This is a genomic window from Yoonia maritima (assembly GCF_003003285.1).
Taxonomy (GTDB): Bacteria; Pseudomonadota; Alphaproteobacteria; order Rhodobacterales; family Rhodobacteraceae; genus Yoonia; species Yoonia maritima.
In genome coordinates this window covers 72,058-88,863 of record NZ_PVTP01000012.1, presented here as the reverse complement: position 1 = coordinate 88,863, position 16,806 = coordinate 72,058, and the positions used below count along the sequence as shown (strand labels likewise).

14 protein-coding genes are annotated in these 16,806 nt (G+C 51.4%); 3 read left to right on the top strand and 11 right to left on the bottom strand.

All coding sequences use genetic code 11. From position 1 onward, the window contains the following. The coding region (locus tag CLV80_RS15435) for an Ig-like domain-containing protein (RefSeq protein WP_165793401.1) at positions 1-1,294 on the top strand (1,294 nt) is incomplete at its 5' end. Between the two features lie 176 nt (positions 1,295-1,470). Here CLV80_RS15435 and CLV80_RS15430 read toward each other — a convergent pair. The 8 genes from CLV80_RS15430 to CLV80_RS15395 form a co-directional block, all read right to left on the bottom strand. Then, a complete protein-coding gene (locus tag CLV80_RS15430) occupies positions 1,471-1,758 on the bottom strand; it encodes an SH3 domain-containing protein (RefSeq protein WP_106358839.1) in 288 nt (95 codons plus the stop codon). A 115-nt stretch (positions 1,759-1,873) separates the two neighbouring features. Next, a complete protein-coding gene (locus CLV80_RS15425; RefSeq protein ID WP_106358838.1) occupies positions 1,874-3,316 on the bottom strand; it encodes an AMP-binding protein in 1,443 nt (480 codons plus the stop codon). Next, positions 3,309-4,154 (bottom strand): hypothetical protein, encoded by an 846-nt coding sequence (locus tag CLV80_RS15420; RefSeq protein ID WP_106358837.1) that lies wholly within the window; start codon positions 4,152-4,154, stop codon positions 3,309-3,311. The genes CLV80_RS15425 and CLV80_RS15420 overlap by 8 nt, the downstream gene beginning before the upstream one ends. Next, on the bottom strand, positions 4,151-5,470 hold the full coding sequence (locus CLV80_RS15415; protein ID WP_106358836.1) for a hypothetical protein: 1,320 nt from the start codon (positions 5,468-5,470) through the stop codon (positions 4,151-4,153). The genes CLV80_RS15420 and CLV80_RS15415 overlap by 4 nt, the downstream gene beginning before the upstream one ends. Next, entirely contained in the window at positions 5,467-6,567 is a 1,101-nt protein-coding gene (locus CLV80_RS15410) for a BtaA family protein (protein WP_106358835.1), read from the bottom strand. Before CLV80_RS15410 ends, CLV80_RS15415 begins: the two co-directional genes overlap by 4 nt. Then, positions 6,554-8,980: a PEP/pyruvate-binding domain-containing protein gene (locus CLV80_RS15405; RefSeq protein WP_165793400.1), complete on the bottom strand. Its 2,427-nt coding sequence runs from the start codon at positions 8,978-8,980 to the stop codon at positions 6,554-6,556. The genes CLV80_RS15410 and CLV80_RS15405 overlap by 14 nt, the downstream gene beginning before the upstream one ends. Further along, complete coding sequence (locus tag CLV80_RS15400; RefSeq protein WP_106358833.1) at positions 8,980-9,885, bottom strand: UbiA family prenyltransferase; 906 nt, start codon at positions 9,883-9,885, stop codon at positions 8,980-8,982. The genes CLV80_RS15405 and CLV80_RS15400 overlap by 1 nt, the downstream gene beginning before the upstream one ends. After that, the gene (locus tag CLV80_RS15395) at positions 9,882-11,147 is read right to left on the bottom strand and encodes a hydroxymethylglutaryl-CoA reductase (RefSeq protein ID WP_106358832.1); all 1,266 of its coding nucleotides are present in this window, start codon (positions 11,145-11,147) and stop codon (positions 9,882-9,884) included. Before CLV80_RS15395 ends, CLV80_RS15400 begins: the two co-directional genes overlap by 4 nt. Positions 11,148-11,225: 78 nt before the next feature. On the opposite strand from CLV80_RS15395, the gene CLV80_RS15390 reads away from it, so the two are divergent. Both CLV80_RS15390 and CLV80_RS15385 read left to right on the top strand, forming a co-directional pair. After that, positions 11,226-12,344: a sulfotransferase family protein gene (locus CLV80_RS15390; RefSeq protein WP_106358831.1), complete on the top strand. Its 1,119-nt coding sequence runs from the start codon at positions 11,226-11,228 to the stop codon at positions 12,342-12,344. After that, positions 12,341-13,600, top strand: a complete 1,260-nt coding sequence (locus tag CLV80_RS15385; RefSeq protein ID WP_106358830.1) for a cytochrome P450 — start codon at positions 12,341-12,343, stop codon at positions 13,598-13,600. The genes CLV80_RS15390 and CLV80_RS15385 overlap by 4 nt, the downstream gene beginning before the upstream one ends. Before the next feature lie 239 nt (positions 13,601-13,839). Here CLV80_RS15385 and CLV80_RS15380 read toward each other — a convergent pair whose 3' ends face one another. The 3 genes from CLV80_RS15380 to CLV80_RS15370 form a co-directional block, all read right to left on the bottom strand. Then, positions 13,840-14,436 carry a hypothetical protein gene (locus tag CLV80_RS15380; protein WP_106358829.1) on the bottom strand — a complete coding sequence of 199 codons (597 nt, stop codon included), beginning with the start codon at positions 14,434-14,436 and terminating at the stop codon, positions 13,840-13,842. A 397-nt stretch (positions 14,437-14,833) separates the two neighbouring features. Continuing rightward, complete coding sequence (locus CLV80_RS15375) at positions 14,834-15,838, bottom strand: oligopeptide/dipeptide ABC transporter ATP-binding protein (RefSeq protein WP_106358828.1); 1,005 nt, start codon at positions 15,836-15,838, stop codon at positions 14,834-14,836. After that, positions 15,838-16,806: an oligopeptide/dipeptide ABC transporter ATP-binding protein gene (locus CLV80_RS15370; protein WP_243394596.1), complete on the bottom strand. Its 969-nt coding sequence runs from the start codon at positions 16,804-16,806 to the stop codon at positions 15,838-15,840. Before CLV80_RS15370 ends, CLV80_RS15375 begins: the two co-directional genes overlap by 1 nt.

The window sequence follows — 16,806 nt, the reverse complement described above, 5'->3', positions numbered from 1 at the left end:
TGGTGATGCGGATGTTGTGCTGACGTTCTCACTGACAGTGAACGACGGGATCGACAATTCGACTGCGTCGACAGTGACTGTGACGGTTGCAGCGCCAATCGACAGTACGAATCCGACTGTGACCCTGTCAGGGATGCCGGAATCGCATGATGGCGTTTCGCCATTCTCGCTGTCAGTTACATTCTCAGAGCCGGTTGAAGGGTTTGCAGCTGAAGATCTTGACGTGCAGCATGGATCGGTAACTAGCCTGTCAGGTGCCGGTGCTGACTATACTGTGCAGATCACGCCATCTGATAAAACGAGCTCTGTTATTGTTCAGGTGAAACCAAACGCGGTTACGGATGCGTCTGGAAACCAGAACGATAGTTCAGCGCGGGTTCAAATCGCGGCAGAGATTGTTCGGATTGCAACGGAGGAAATTGGTAACTTCTTAGTCCAGCGTGGCCGGTTGCTGTCACGTGCGCAGCCAAAACTGTCCGCCTTTATGGGCGGTAGTAGGGGGCGTTTCAACGCAAGCGGGACGTCAACACGTGCGCATCTGGATTTTGCAACCGGACTAGATACCCGGGTGTGGGCAGATGTCATGGGGCTTTGGAGCGACGAAAATGGCGACACGCAATCCTATGCCCACCTGAGCCTAGGTTCACATGTTGTGAAAACGGACACGATGATCATTGGGGCAATGGCGCAGGTTGATCGTAGTGAAGCCACGCTAACCAATGCGTCGATTGAAAGTCGTGGTTATCTGGTGGGGCCATACGTTGTTGGGAAACTTCCGGATCAGCCGTTGATCTTCTCAGCGAGCGTCTTGCGCGGTAACTCGCAAAACGAAATCACACTGACTGGTCTTCCTACGGATGATTTCGAAAGCACGCGCACCTTAACCACCATGGGGGTCGAAGGTAGCGTCGCGTTCGACAGTGGTCTGGTCATGATCCCTTCTGTTGATGTGCTTTATCTTCTTGATGAACAGCATGCTTATGTTGATAGCGCGGACAACACAGTACCAGCACAGGATGTTACGATGACGCAAGCGACCCTTGGTCTTGGCTTTGAATACCCGCTGGCGCTTGAGGCGGTGGATGTTCTGTTGACGTCAGGTGTGAACACTGCTTTTTCCAAGACACGAACAGCGGGCGCGACCGACAAAAGTACCGTTTGGGGCGTTGATGTTGGGGCAGTGTTCATGCTGTCGTCAGGTGCAACTCTGTCGGCTGACGTGCTTTACGATGGGCTGGGCGAAACCAACAATGAGACCTTCGGTGGTAGCGTTATCTATGAGGTGAAGTTCTAACTAGATAGACAATAGAAGCAAGAAAGGGCGCATACCTACAACGGGGCGCCCTTTTTTGCGTGTGTCGTTGCAGAACGATAATTTGTGTTCTTGGGACTGTTGAGCAATCATGCCTTAAAACAAACTGCACGGCGTGAATTTGACAGACATAAGTTTCAGGTTTGCTAAAGTTTCAGTCACCGTCCGGGTAGGTAGTCGGCGGATACGTAGCCTGTGACTTGAGGCGCGTTCGACAGGGACACTTGGCACCAGAGCTGGCCGACTTCTGTCACGCAATTTTTGCGATTGAGTAAAGTGCCATCGGGTAAGCCTAATATGACGTTGTAACCAAGCCCTGGGCCTGCGCGTAATTTTAGGAGTTCGTCGGGGCCTGCGCCTTTGACCACGGTGCGGTCCGTGAACGATCCGCCGCAACTGGCGACGAGCATGAAAGCTAAAATAACGGGGATGTTGCTGCGATACATAAATTGGCCTCTTTTGTTTTCTAATCAATAGTCAGACATTGACGCCAATCCCAGACTAGAATCGGTTTGTGTGTTCCAGCGTGCTCATGTTTGCCATGAGCCGCTGAATAGGGGATCAATCGATAGGGATGCCTGCGGGAAGTAGCTTTTGTAATGCCATTCGGTCGATTTTAGAGCCATGCCGTTTATCCATTGGAATTTTAGCAAAGGGAATGACTATAGGCACACGTAATCTGTTGGCCATTTCCTTCCAAGACTTCATATGTGTGGTGTCGCCTTCGATAACCAAAGTTGGGGCGCTATTTTGAGAAATGAGGGCACATTGTTTTACGCCGTCCCAACTGCGCGCTGCGGTTTCGATTGAGAATGGAAAAATGTGCCCGTCTTTGGTTATGACCTGTGACCCAATACGACCAAGTAACCAGAGCCGACCGAGGTCGTCAAAATAACCTGCGTCCCCTGTCCGGTGCCAGACCGTTGTGCCCTCATGGATTTTATTGTCAGCGTCATGGTTTGGATCAAGATAGCCGCTGTTAACATGTGCACCCGCGACAAGTATTTCGTCGTTCGCAATACGAACCCGTATTGCGTCAACTGGATGACCAACGAGCAGGCCTTGCCCAGTCATCATCTTGGTGTGGTCATCGGCTCTGATTTCTGCAGCGTTTAAGTGCGCGATTGGCTCTGCTTCGGTTGAACCATAGACGCAAACAATACGCAAATTGGGTTTTCCGGATTTTAGTTTATCTAAAATGTCCGGAAAGACCGGGCCACCCCCGGTAAAAACTGTGTGGAGCGTATCAGGGATATGGGTCGTTGCTAGTATTTCACAAATTGACGGCGGCAGAAGAACGCGCGAAACGTTCTGGCTTATTCCCCATTGTTCGAGCGTGTCTGGCCTTAGTTTAGCTAAGCGCGACATCTTCCAGCGCGGTAAAATTGACGTCTGACCGCTTGCGATGTTGATCAAAACAAAAACTGGGAACGCGACAAGATCACGTTCAGGGGACGCGCTGCTAAGTAAGGGCGCGATGGCCTGATGTTGAGCCGCTAGAAAACCGTGACTGCGTGGGATCGCCTTAGGTACCCCTGTCGTGCCTGATGTGAATGAAATGAGAGCAATATCATCGTCGTCGGGGGGGACCCGATCATGTGGACGTTCATTGGTGACGCGCGGGCGTAGATGACGCAACGGCCATAATTCGGGCAGGGCAAATTTTAGAAGGCCGTAAATGCCTGAACTGCAAAACGCTGATACGTTTGATACCTTTGCGGCATGCCGCAAGCCCGCAAGCCCTATCGCGGGTTCGGGTAAGATCACCGTAGCGCCAAGCGACCAAAGTGCTGCAAGGGCGGCATAAAGATCGGCGTCTAGTTTCATTGCCAATAAAACGCGGTCGCCTTTTCGAATTCCGGATTTTTGCCACGACTGCGCAAAGCCTTCGGCCCGAGCGCTAAGTTGTCGAAAGCTGATTTCGCGTCCTTTGCCATCAACGATCGCAGTGCGATCCGGATGCCGTGATACGGCGGCGGCAAAGTCTTTGAGGATGTTATCCATTCAGTTTCAACCCAAATAACCCATAACGTCGAAAAATGTCTGCGCCCTCTGATGCGCTACGTATTGCGGATAGGTTGTCATCATGGATTAAAGCATGAATGGCTGTTTCGTACCCTTCAGCAGCGGCAGCTTTATGAAAGGCATGCGCCAAGTGTTGCCCAGCGCCTTTGCTTAGGCTGGCATAGGTCTTTAAGATTGCGCTTGTTGGCTTTGGACCCTCTGCGTAGTTGGGAGTGCCAAACAAAAATCCAGCCAAGGTCTGATCGGGCTGTCTGGCGAAGAAGATAAGCTCTGGCTTTAGCATCGGCACCATGGGCATATACATCGCCATAAAATCGTCGCGCGTGATTGGCTTGAAAAATGCGTTGCGAGCAAAGGCCTGAGTGGACAAGTTGAAAACTTGATCAAAAAGCGCCTCTGGATGCGTTCCATTCCATGCCTCAATCGTGAAATCGGTCGTGGCTGTGGGTGTCGTTAATGCGGTTTTTACCACTGGAACGCGTGCGGAAAAATAGCCGCTGATTTCGGTAAAGCCAGCCTTTTTAAAAACCTCCAAAGCATCGGGGGTGTTACCGGGCTCAAGTAAGAAACTTGGGCTGCCGTCAGTCTGTGTCACGAAGCGATAGCTGTGCCATGTATCGCCGTCCATCGGGCCAATTATTTGGTTTAGGCCTTGATCGCGGACAAATGAAATTGCCTGCGCTAAAACAGACGTACCACTTTGCATTGTTTTACAGCTAAATGCACCAAGGGTCGCAGATGGTTTTCCATCCCATGCAGGACCATCCAAATAGACGGTTACCTTTGCACCATCGATGTGAAAGCTTTGTTTTTTCATGTCAAAAGTCCTGAAAAACCGACCGAATATAAATAAGTGGAAAGTGGGATCACAAGAGATATTATCGTAATCTTGGTGACCCGAGCACGTGCAAATAACTGTGGAAATAGCGTGACGATCGCCGCTGCTAAGGCAAGGTTCGCGACTACCATCGGCCACATTGGACCGTTCCAATTTGTATTGTCAGGATTTAAGTCAATGGTCACTTTTCGTATAGAAACGATAGCTGCAGCAAGGCCTGACAATATCACGATGCGCCTGACAGTGCTCTGTGCGCTGGCCGCCAATGCACACAGCGCCGAGAGCATTCCGATTGCTGATATTCCGTAAAAGGAAATCGCATTCCATTCAGTGGCGTTGCCCAATATCAGCCAGCCCAAACTGATCAGGGCCAGCGCGGCGACGATGTCTAGATCTGGATATTTGCCTTCGCAGGGTGCTGAACTTCGGCTCCAAGCGTGGGCCGCAAGCACAAGTATCGGGATCACCGCGTTTTGGACAGCAGTGACAGCGAGTAGTATAAAAACTGTCGTGACGTATACATGTGATGCATGGTTCGTCAGCCCGATTTTTGGCGAAATCGCCTTGAACGCGACAATGCTGATCGCAAATAATAGCGCTAAGGCTATCAAGTTTGGCAATGGGCTGGCGGCGTGGACAGCCAAGAAGATCAGAAGCCCGATAGGTAGGAACAGATTGTCAAAGCCGCGCCAGCTCGTGGCCTCGACTAAGGTGCCAAATGCCGCGACCATCAATGAGATGACAATGATATTTAGCGGTGCATAGGGTGTCATCGTGAGCAGGCAGACGATTGATATCAATAAAGTGATAACAAAAAAGACGACGCTGCCTTCGATGCTTTTCTCTCCGTCTTCTACCCGAAAGAACTGCGTGCCGTATGTGGTACCTGCCAGTGCAGCGGCGGCATCGGCCAATGTCAGAACAGCAATTGGCAATACGTAGAGATACAGTTGATCCCCGGCCAAAAACAGACATAGGCCAACCGAAATAGCAAGCAGGAGGTCCCCATAAGACCGTCGTTCTACGCCATGCAATGTTCCGCCTAATCGCGAATTGGGCAAACGAAGTACCAGCATGACAACGAGCGTTAGCACCACAAGGAAATACACCGGCCAATGATCTGGAAACAGCCAAGGTAGACACAGGGCATACAGTCCAGTTCCGATATGTATCAATTTGCGCTGAACTTCCGCGCCAATTCGCCAAACATCTGCATAGTGGCGTACGACTGCCATCAAGCCCAACAAAATGGCCACAGAGCCAAGCGCCAACGCAATCTGCAAAGCCGGGTTCATCCGTCTACCTGTTCGATGACAAAGTCGGAATAAAAGAATGCTTTGTCGCGGGCTTTTAGGCGGTTTTCTAAAGCACTAAGGGTTGTTACCTGATTTGCAAAGGCTGGTGGTACTCGGCGTGGGGCCATCATATTCCAATATACCAATCGTGCCCCCGGAGCTGACGCGCTTAGGATGGTTTCATAGACCTGCGCGAAGACATCAGGAGACATGTATTCAAAAATATCCGAGAGGTTAAAGCCATCCGCCTTTTCTCCGGTCGAAATAAATGCCTCGAGCGATCCGGGCCTGATTTCCACACGATCCAGTCTTTCCTTAATTACTTCGAAATTTTCCTCCCGCCATGTCATCGGCAACGCTGCGCCGTGGGTGCCCTTCATGATCCAGTGTAGATAAGGATTTTCTGCAGGGTCACAGTCGACTGCCGCGTGATGAATGCGCCGCGCAACGTGCTGTGCTGGGCTTCCCTCGACGTGATCGAAAAATGCTTTATCCCGGCCCATCCGTCCCATCACAAATCGAGAGAAGAATACGTTCAACAGTAAACGCCAACGCCACGTGTTAAAACGCGTATCTAGAAACATCTGACGTTCAACCTTAGGTCGCGAAACAAAGATTGCATCAATTGCTTTTTTTGAATGAACCAAGGGTAACAAACGGGTGCGAAAAATGCGGAAATAGCGCTCGAACTTACCAACGCCACCTGCGCCGTATTTTACGACGTCTTCGGTGAGGGTTTTCCAGAACTCCTGTGTGTCACTATTTAATCCCGCAAGGGATTTTGCCAATAACACATCGCGGCGCGTGCTGGATCGCGCACCCATTAGTTCAAGAAACTCTGTGTGGTTTAGATTGCGAAACGCCCCAATTCGCAGATTGAGGCAGGCAATTTGCGCAGGTGACAGATCGACGACAACGACTTTGGACGGGTCGAGCGTCAACATCGCCAGCGCGTTATCTCCCGCCGAGCAAATCGACACCAGCGTGGCACCTGCGCATTCCCCAAGCCCTTCGGCGAGAATATCTGCATCCTCCCAAAGTTGGGCGTAGCGAATGTAATAAAATGCTGCTTTTGTTTCTATTTCAGAGGTCGGCATCGCACCGCTCCACCTGACCTGTGGCCCCATTGACCGCTATCATTTCACCATCTGAAATCCATTGGGTCGCGCCTTTTAATCCAACGACGCACGGAATGCCCAATTCCCGCGCGACGATTGCTGAATGTGACAACAAAGAACCGCGTTCGACGACAATCGCAGAGGCGTTGGAAAAAACCGCGATCCATCCGGGGTCGGTGTGGCGCGCGACTAAAATATCGCCGGGCGCAAGCGTTTCTGTCCGTGGATCACGAATAACGCGCGCGCGCGCCGTCACTTGACCGGCTGAACAGCCTGTCGCGGTGCGTTGATTTGTGGCCTCCATTTCTACAGGGGCGTCATCGTTCCAGATCGGCGCAATTGCTGGCCCCCTTAATTCGATCCGTTCGGGTGGGTCGGGGCGTTGTGTTGCAGCGGTGTCTTCGGCTTTGCGTAAGGCGACCAATGACTTTAGGTCAGCAGACAGTCCAAACCCTTCGACTGCGCCAAGTGCTTCTTGCGTGGTTAAATAGAAAACATCGCGCGGTTCGGCCAGTAGACCACGGGCTGCGAACTCTTTACCGAGCGCCAAAAAGACCCGGCGCGTATGACCAAAGATGCGCGTGCGTTCAAACCGTAGATTTTCGCGGTCACGGACGCGATTTTTCGTCCAGTTGATAATTTTCTTTGCAGCAAAGCGTTTGATTGGGTTTTGGGGAAATAATGTTGCCCAATCTGGTTCGTTTTTATCGTGGCTTACCATATGATGCCGTGTCGCGCTTGCCGCGATGGCCTGTAGCAAGCTTGATGGATCATCACTTAGCGGAATGCTTTCTAGTTTTAATTCCTCGGTGCAGCGGTCCCCGAATTTATCGAGATAGGACTGAATTTCAGACGCGATTTTTGGATGCTTAGCAGTTGCAGCGATGCCATGTTCCCGAAGTTCGTCTGTAATTCCGGCATCATTCACCATCTCTCCGATTTTTGCGATCCTTTGGGCAGGCTCTGCTGAGATGATATCGCCCTGACCAATCATAACGTCATTGTGCAAGAGGAGCCCCTGCGGACCCAGCCATTTTTCCATCAGGTTGCGTGACGCCCCAAAGGCAATCATGCACAAAAAATCGTTCACAAGAGGTGCATCCCAACGATCGAGAAGGGTGCTTTCAATTCTACGATATTCTTCCGCGAGCGCCGTCGGTCCTGCGGTGCTGGCATCAAATCCACTGTTCAACGCAGCATTTAAACGTTCGTAAAAGCGGGCTTTTGTTCGCGCAAGCCGGACCGCCTGCCAAATCAGGCCACCGCCAACCTTTATCAACCGGGCATATTCAAGCACACGTGCAATGCCCGTCGCAGGTGGCGGTCCGACGGCATCTGTCACTTCTTTGGGCATGGGCGTTGCGACACCCATCATCGTTTCCATATAGGCCCGGTTCAACGAAAACCCGGGTAGTAAGGCCAGCGCGCGATACCAGTTGACCAGATTGTAATAAACGCGGCCATCAACCCGGCCCAGCATATTGCCAAAGACTGCCGAATTGGCTGCGATTGTCGGCTCGGGCACCCCCAATAAGGATACGAATGCTTGGTAAACGCGTGTGTAGACATGAACCGCAAATGAATAGGTCAAAGGGCTGACCATACCGGGATAGCTTTCGACGATGTTGGAATTGTCAAAGATCGTCCAAGCCGTGTCTGGCATGGGCGCGGGTAAAAGCGGGGTTGTGATTGGGCGCGATTGCAAAATGTGCAATCCATCCTCATTAAAGGCCCATTCGATATCTTGCGGCACGCCAAAGGCGACTTCCGCTTTGCGTGCCAGTTCAGCTACCTGCATGGCCTGTTGTTTCGTCAACACCAGCGGCTGCGCAGGACCGACGACAGTTGTGCCGACAACCCAGTCTTCACCATCTTCTTCGCCAGATACCAAACGCTCCCCCAGGCCTGCGATTGCCGAGATTACGACGTGATCACGTTGGCCTGTCACCGGGTCAGCTGAAAACGCTACACCTGCTGTAACCGCGTCTATCATGGTCTGTACAATAACGGCTGGCGCTTCGGGTTTACCTCCGGATTTTAAGGCCCTGTAGGTTGCTACCGTTTCGGAAAACCCCGACTGCCAGACCTGTTTCGCAGCATTGTGCACATCAGCGGAGGCAACGTTCAGTACGGTTTCAAACTGGCCTGCATGGCTGTGATCTGCACCGTCTTCTTGGCGCGCAGAGCTGCGGACGGCGAAGGGCCCATTCCCCAGTTTTGCGATAGCAGCATCAAGCCCATCTGGCTGATTGTTTTGGGCAAATGCTTCGGCCGGGATCACGAAAAACGCGGGCGGATGAAATCCAAAGTTGCAAAGTTTAGAAAGGGCTGCCGCCTTTCCGCCAACGGTTTGCACATCCGTGGCTTCGTCTTGGGTAATGATTTGAGACATCAAAATAGCCTTAGTAATATCGGGGTGAATCCTGCAATCGCATAACATGCAAAAACCCAAAACCCGGCAAGCGTATCGATGCGCTTGGCTGCTTTAGGTGTCGGTGATTTGGAGTATTCGGCGGCGCTTTTTAGACACATAGCAACGCCAATACCGCCAATAATGGCGTTCAGCCAAAACGTGTCCGTCGCGGCCCCGACTGCTGCCAGTAATGCGAAAGATAATAATGTAATAATCGACCAAATACGAGCTGCGTTTACTGGTCCCCATAGGCCGGAATACGTGTCGACGCCGACTATTTCATCTTGTGGTGACCACAGCTTGCGACCGATTTCCAACACGCAGCCATTTACGAACGATAGCGCCAAAAATAGCCACAACCCAAACGCAGCACCGCCGCCCGGAACCCACTCAAGGCCGGTCAGTAAAAGGTCAATAAGCGGCATAATGGCCATATGGCTTAGCAAATAAAGAATTGGTCGCGCCTTAAGCCAAGCTGGAACACCAAATTCAATGGTCATCGCAGCAAGCCATAGCCAAACCAAAACCAAAAGCCACAAGACCCTAGGATGCCACGCCCAAGCTGTAAATGCAGTGACCGGTAGCGATGCGACCCCAAGCGTGATGATCGTGCGCAGCGAAACAAGCCCACGAGGAATAGGGCGATCGGGGCGGTACCTCTTGTCATCTTCTAGGTCTTTGAATTCATCACAGACACGCATCTGAAAGAACAAAAGCATCGCGATAACAAAACCGGCAGTGAACCCGCCCAAGCTGGGCAAAGGGCGGTCCGCTAGTTCGGCAGATACGCACAGGCTGGCAGCGGAAAACACTGCCAACAGCGGTACTGTTTTAGACAGTGGAAACCGTTCTTGTTGATAGATCCAAAGCGCTGATAAATTCATCTGTGACGGGCCAAGTTTTCATGTGCGCGCGTAAAATGGCCTGCGGCAATTGCCGCGACAATCGATATTTCACCACATAGGCAGGTTGCTGCCGCGACCTCTGCCAAGGCTGAACCCTTACCAGCTCCTTTTAACCCAAGGATGTTCAGTCCGGCAGATTGGCTGGGCAAAGATGTTCCGCCGCCTACAGACCCAACCAAGATGTTGGGCATGGTTACGGAACAAAACAAATCATCACCGCGTGGCTCCATCCGGGTTATGCCGATGGCGCTTTCGGCGACGCAGGCCGCATCTTGGCCGGTTGCGATGTACAGCGCGGCCAACCCATTCGCAAAATGCGCTTGTGCGCCCAATTGTCCAGATAAATGCGAACCAAGATTGGCAACTTGGCCATAGTCCAACATTGCCTGCACGCTTGTCCCGAGTGTTTTTTCGACAACTTCGGCTGTCAACGTCACCGAAGCGCTGACCTTTCTTCCACGTCCAGTCACCAAACCTAGAAATGACGCCTTCTTATCACCGGAGAAATTACCTTCAATGTACCATGCTTTCATCGTGATTGGGCATCGGGCTGCAATGTTTTCACACAAAGCATTTGTCGCTATTGTCACCATGTTTTGGCCTGCTGCATCTCCAGTGGTGTAGCGGCAGATCAGAAAGACGATATTATTATCGACGACTGGTTCCACCGAAACCAGTTTTCCATGCTGGGTGGTGCTTTCGGCTGCGGCCTTTAGCGGTTCGATTTCGTTCACGACCCATTCGACAAACATGCCTGCATTCAGCAGATCGTCAAAAACAAATGCAGGGGTGCGGATCACCCCTTCGTATAACAATGCGGTACTAATCCCGCCGGATTTTGTCGATGCATAGGCACCACGCGCATATGACGCGACCAATGCGGCTTCGGTTGTGGCCATAGGAACGTGAAAATCCCCATGCGCGTTCAGTCCATTGATACGCAATGGGCCAATAACCCCGACGGGCATTTTTACGGTGCCGATAAAGTTTTCAATATTGGCGCTGAACACATCTGGATCAGCCATCGTCAACGGATCTGCTAATGCGTTTTGGTCCATTGGTGATGCGGTTTCTTGTAATCTATTCCAGTATTTTTCGACCGAAGACACACTGGCCTTGCGCACTGGGCGTAGTGTTGTGAACTCAGCGTCGCTGGGCAACATACGTTCTTGTATTGGTTCGATCTGAAATCTCGCGCGAACTTTGTGAAGCATATCAATAATATGCGAAGGAATGGTCATACGCGGACTCCGGGTTTACTTTCGAAATTATACAGCCACAACATGTGCGCATTATAGCGCGCCGCGCAAGGGAAGCAGATGAACAAAAACCTAAAGCATCGTTGGAGCATCGGTCACAACTACTTAACGGGGATCACTTTTGGTCGGTGGTGCGGGTTATTGGCCGACAACGGCTTTCAGGTTTCTCCGGCCTATTTACACCGGGCGGCAGTGATTACCTTGGCGAGTATGTCAAATTCAGCCTTCGCCGGAATTGAAAAACTGCGTTACAGCAAGGCGATTGAACGCGCGCAAACCCCAAAAGCGCCTTTGTTCATTTTGGGTCACTGGCGCAGCGGGACCACGTTTCTTCATGAACTTCTAGCGCAAGACACTGCACAGTTTTCATTCCCCAATACCTATCAGGTGGTCAATCCCTACACGTTTCTAACAACTGAAAACTTTACCACACGTATGTTACCTTGGCTGGTGCCTGAAAAACGGCCGATGGATAACATGGCACTGAAATTCACTTCTCCTCAAGAGGATGAATTCGCGCCGCTGCTGATGACGCTAAATTCGCTGTATCTGGGCACTAGTTTTCCACGCCGCGAGCAGCATTATGATCGGTATATGACCTTTCGCGATGTCGACCCGCAGGAGGTGGAAAAGTGGAAAGCGGCCTTCATCTATTTTTGCAAAAAGCTGTCGTTAAATGACCAACGCCGCCTTCTTATTAAGTCACCACCGCATACGGCACGTATTCGAACAATTCTTGAAATGTTTCCAGATGCGCGGTTTGTCCACATTCATCGTGATCCATATCGCGTGTTTCAGTCGCAGCGCCATTTCTTTGATACCGCAGGTTGGTATACTTACCTGCAAAAACCCGACCTTGATGCCATTGATGAAGGCATATTGCAGCGTCACGAAACCATGTATGATGCTTATTATGAGGATCTTCCAAACGTCGCCAAAGATCGCATCGTCGATATTCGATTTGAGGATTTAGAGACCGCCCCTGTTAGCGAAATTGCAAACATCTATGACGCATTGTCACTCGATGGATTTACTTCTTTCGAACCTAGCTTGCGCAAGTACGTTGCCAGTTTGAAGGGTTATCAGAAGAACAGTTTCGATGGGCTGGATGCGGTAACCAAAGCAATTGTCGCAAACCGCTGGGCGCGCAGTTTTGAAAAAGGGAATTACCCTAAATGAAGCGTGCACCCGGCCCAAATGGGAACCTGATCTGGGGATCTCTTTCTGAATTCAAGGCAGATTCTTTGGGCTTTTTGTCCGATGCAGTTCGTGATCACGGGGATATCGTTCGTTTGCGTTTTGGCCCGGTCACGGCGCATTTAGTTAATTGCCCCGCACATGTGGAACATGTCTTGTCCCGTAATGCGGCCAACTATGATAAAAACACGCGTAGTGCTGGTCGGATCGCGGCGACGACAGGGGATAGCCTGCTGTCAGGCAATCATAACGCTTGGAAACGGCATAGACGCCTGATTCAGCCTGTTTTTCAGCCGCGTTGTTTTGACGATATCGGCACAGTTATCGACACGCTCGTGGATCCGATGTTAGCGCGTTGGAAGAATGCTGGCACGATCGATATTGTCGATGAGATGATGCAACTCGTTATTGCCGTTGCGATAAAGGTTTTGTTTTCGTCAGACATCGATCCGCAGCGGATCAATTTAGCGCTCGAAACGGTACTTGCCGATACTTGGCGACGGATCGAGGCCCCAGTTGATGCCTCAATGCTTTCAGCGCGCTTTCACCGTTCGCAGTTTAAATCGGCGGTTGCAACGATTGATGACATCGTGATTGATCTGATCCAGAGCCGGCGCAAAACGTGTAAACGTCCTGATGATGTGCTGACTCGTTTGCTCGCTGCGCATGAGCTAGAGGGAGAAGCAGGTCTGACCGACCAAGAGCTACGCGATGCAGCGGTGACGCTTTTATTGGCTGGCCATGAAACCACAGCGAATGCGCTATCGTGGGCGTTTATCCATGCAAGCAATGGTTTTGATTCCGCAGATCCTGCTAATATCTTTGCCGAAGCAATCCGGCTTTATCCGTCTATTTGGGTTATCGAAAGGCGCGCGATCCAATCTGATAAGATCGGTGGATTCCATATTCCAAGTGGCAGTTCTGTTTTGATTTCTCCATATCTTTTGCACCGGCATGACGGCTATTGGCCCGATCCCGAACGCTTTGATCCGTCACGCTTCGATGGGGACCGTCCGCGCGCGCGGCATGCGTATTTGCCTTTCGGATTGGGAAAACATCGCTGCGTTGGTCTATATTTAGCCAATACAATCGCAACAAAGATCATAGAACGGGTTTTCGCGCAGTTCTGTCTGACGCTGTGCCCGGGTCAATTACTGGAAACGCAACCGGGCATCACGTTGCGCCACATGGCGCCCGTTAGAATGCAGGTCGAGACCAGATACAAAAAGCACCTCTAGCCATGCAGAGCCATTTCTAGCGAGAGATCGCATTTAGTGAAACTGTCATGGTTTATTCACCCGCACGCAAACGTTTATTGAGAGAAGGCTATTTAACGTGGTCTGGACGCTGTAAACACCGGCAGAACTATGTGCTGCCGGTGTTCATGTTTAAAGGCGATCTTAAATAAGGAAAGTCAGATCATCCATTGAGAAGTAACCCGCGCCGTCCTCGAGACCGCCAACGGTGGGAACGAATTCTATGTGATCAATACACCTTCCCAACCCAGATCATGAGTGATGTGTTGAAAGGTTAGATCAATTTCTACTGTTTCAACGAGCTCGTCACGATCGTACCCATTGACAGTAACGGTGTTAGCACGAAGGTCTGATCTGCTGTTAACACCACCGGTCATCATGTAGTCATTTGCTAGGGAGATGCTGTGAAAAATAAAATCATCGTTGTTTGTTGCCGTAAAGGCAATTGTAGAAGCAAAGGTATTTGCAGCTTCTAGATCGGGGTCTGCGCCGATTGCGCTGGTTCGGCCGCTATATTCGTAGGGGAGTAAAGCGCCTTGACTATTGGGGTTTACATTGTCGGGCGTGTACACATTTACGGATATAGCACCATCAAATATCCGTTCACCGTCGTGCAGTCGAGCTCCATCGTTGAAGTCAAGGATGTATTCTATCTCCTCCCTAGGTAGATTAAGCTCTCTCAGGTAATCTTGGTACTCTTGTGGAATATCTTCATATGCGTCGAACGTCGTAATGATTGACGCACTACCATCGCTCTGGCGATCGGTTACTTTTAGCAGCCAGTCATCGCTGTCATTTCCATCTAACTGAAGTGTCACATCGGGTTTTCCATTGTCGTACAAAAGTATTGTTAAGTCACTGTTGTCGTACCGTGTCGCGCGTGTTTCAATTTTGCCATTTGCATCGTATTTCGTTTCTATAGCTTCCCAAGTGCGGCTGTCGCCGAAATCTTGCTCTAACGTACTCGTGCGCTTTCCTGCGTCATAGAACTCTTCTTTGACGCTGCCGTCGTCGTATAGAAGTGGTCTCAGGCATGAAAATTCCTAATGATGTTTTAAAAACTGCAACTTTTGAGTGAATACCGTGATGATGATGAAAAATAAGATCAAATTACTAGAACGACGAGAGTTTTTCTCGACGTGCTATTTTTGCGTAAATGCAGTCGAACGCTGGTTTCCTTGGCCCACCCAGAAAATACTGGGTAGATGAGGTGTATTATGCCGTGGCTAATACTTCTCTGGGGGCGTGATACGGGCATGCGACATAGTGAGTTTGTCCGATGTCCATCATCGCTGGCCGGCCGTTGGCGCAGCTTGCCACTGCTTTTGGGCAACGTGTGCGGAATACGCAGCCGGATGGTGGAGCGAGTGGCGAGGGGAGTTCGCCTTCGAGGATCGGCCGACTGCGTGCTTTTTCTAGAACAGGGTCGGGGATCGGGACTGATGAGATCAGGGCTTGGGTGTATGGGTGTTCGGGTTCTGTGGTCAATGCGCGTGCGTCGGCGTGTTCCATTGTGCGCCCAAGGTATAGCACCATGATCCGGTCGCTGATGTGTTTCACAACGCTAAGGTCGTGCGCAATAAAGATGAGTGAAAGACCAAAGTCGCGCTGTAGTCCCATGAGCAAGTTAACCACCTGTGCCTGAACCGAAACGTCCAGCGCCGACACGGGTTCGTCGCAGATCAATAGCTTGGGTTTGAGGATAAGCGCACGCGCGATCCCGATCCGTTGGCATTGCCCACCAGAAAACTCGTGCGGGTAGCGGTTGATGAGGTTGGGCAGTAGTCCCACACGTTCCATTAGTTCGGCGACGCGTTTTTTGACCTCGGCACGTGGCGTGTTTGGTTCGTGGGTTATCAGAGGTTCTGCAATGATTTCGCCCACGGTCATGCGGGGGTTCAGCGCCGCTAGCGGATCTTGAAAGATCATCTGCACGTCACGGCGGTGAACGCGGCGTTCGGCGGGGGACATGTTGGCAAGGTCGCCGCCTTCGAACATGATCTGGCCACCCGAAGACGGGATCGTCCCGACAATCGCGCGGGCGAGGGTCGATTTGCCTGACCCAGATTCTCCAACGACGCCCAAGCATTCGCCAGCATTCAAATCAAAGCTGACCTCGTTAACGGCATGTAGCTTGCTTGCCGGTGTCCACGGCCAAGAACCGGGGCGGCGAATATCGAATGTAACGGATAGGTCTTTTACAGAAAGGATTGTCGACATTACACGACCTCCGCGATTGGTTTGTGGCATGCGCGGCGGTGGCCCGCCTCTAGTGTCTCGAGGGTAGGGCGCAGGGTTGCACATCTGTGCATAGCGATGTCGCAACGTGGCGAAAATGGGCAGCCTGCTGGCAAGCGTGACATGTCTGGCGGTTCACCCGCGATTGTCGCAAGTTCTAATTCTTCGCGATCAAGCCGAGGTACGGCTTGGAGCAGTCCCAAGGTGTATGGGTGGGTCGGGTTTGCAAAGACAGTTTCAGTCTGCCCTTCTTCCATGACTTGGCCGCCATATAGCACAAGCGTGCGGTCGCAGAAGCCAGCAACGACCCCAAGGTCATGTGTGATAAGGATAATGGCCGTCCCAAATTCGCGACGAATATCGCCCAGAAGCTGCATGATTTGTGCCTGAACAGTCACGTCTAGCGCTGTCGTTGGCTCGTCTGCGATCAACAGACGTGGCCGACATAAGAGTGACATGGCGATCATGATACGTTGCCGCATCCCACCCGAGAATTCATGCGGATAGTTGGTGATCCGGTTACGAGCGTCAGGAATACGCACCGCGTCCAGCATCTTGACGGATTCATTGATCGCGTCGCGTTTGGACATACCTTTGTGTAGGGTAAGCACTTCGGCCATTTGTTCGCTGATCCGTAGGTATGGGTTCAGCGATGTCATCGGGTCCTGGAAGATCATCCCGATTTGTTGGCTACGCACTTTGTTCAGCGCCTTGGTGGACATGCCCAGCAGGTTTTGTCCGTCAAAGTTGATCGTGCCCGTTGCCCGCCCGTTTTTGGCCAATAGGCCCATCGTTGCAAATGCGGTTTGACTTTTGCCTGACCCGGATTCACCGACCACCGCGAGCGTTTCACCTTCGTTTAGGCTGAGGTTGAGACCGTTGACCGCGTTCACTTCGCCCTCTGGGGTGGTGAATGAAACCTTTAGGTCTTGGATGTTCAGCAGGCTCAT

Bases quoted from the DNA above. Each gene is read 5' to 3' on its own strand.
- CLV80_RS15430 (WP_106358839.1), bottom strand. From the start codon at position 1,758: ATGTATCGCAGCAACATCCCCGTTATTTTAGCTTTCATGCTCGTCGCC.
- CLV80_RS15425 (WP_106358838.1), bottom strand. From the start codon at position 3,316: ATGGATAACATCCTCAAAGACTTTGCCGCCGCCGTATCACGGCATCCG.
- CLV80_RS15420 (WP_106358837.1), bottom strand. From the start codon at position 4,154: ATGAAAAAACAAAGCTTTCACATCGATGGTGCAAAGGTAACCGTCTAT.
- CLV80_RS15415 (WP_106358836.1), bottom strand. From the start codon at position 5,470: ATGAACCCGGCTTTGCAGATTGCGTTGGCGCTTGGCTCTGTGGCCATT.
- CLV80_RS15410 (WP_106358835.1), bottom strand. From the start codon at position 6,567: ATGCCGACCTCTGAAATAGAAACAAAAGCAGCATTTTATTACATTCGC.
- CLV80_RS15405 (WP_165793400.1), bottom strand. From the start codon at position 8,980: ATGTCTCAAATCATTACCCAAGACGAAGCCACGGATGTGCAAACCGTT.
- CLV80_RS15400 (WP_106358833.1), bottom strand. From the start codon at position 9,885: ATGAATTTATCAGCGCTTTGGATCTATCAACAAGAACGGTTTCCACTG.
- CLV80_RS15395 (WP_106358832.1), bottom strand. From the start codon at position 11,147: ATGACCATTCCTTCGCATATTATTGATATGCTTCACAAAGTTCGCGCG.
- CLV80_RS15390 (WP_106358831.1), top strand. From the start codon at position 11,226: ATGAACAAAAACCTAAAGCATCGTTGGAGCATCGGTCACAACTACTTA.
- CLV80_RS15385 (WP_106358830.1), top strand. From the start codon at position 12,341: ATGAAGCGTGCACCCGGCCCAAATGGGAACCTGATCTGGGGATCTCTT.
- CLV80_RS15375 (WP_106358828.1), bottom strand. From the start codon at position 15,838: ATGTCGACAATCCTTTCTGTAAAAGACCTATCCGTTACATTCGATATT.
- CLV80_RS15370 (WP_243394596.1), bottom strand. From the start codon at position 16,806: ATGAGCCTGCTGAACATCCAAGACCTAAAGGTTTCATTCACCACCCCA.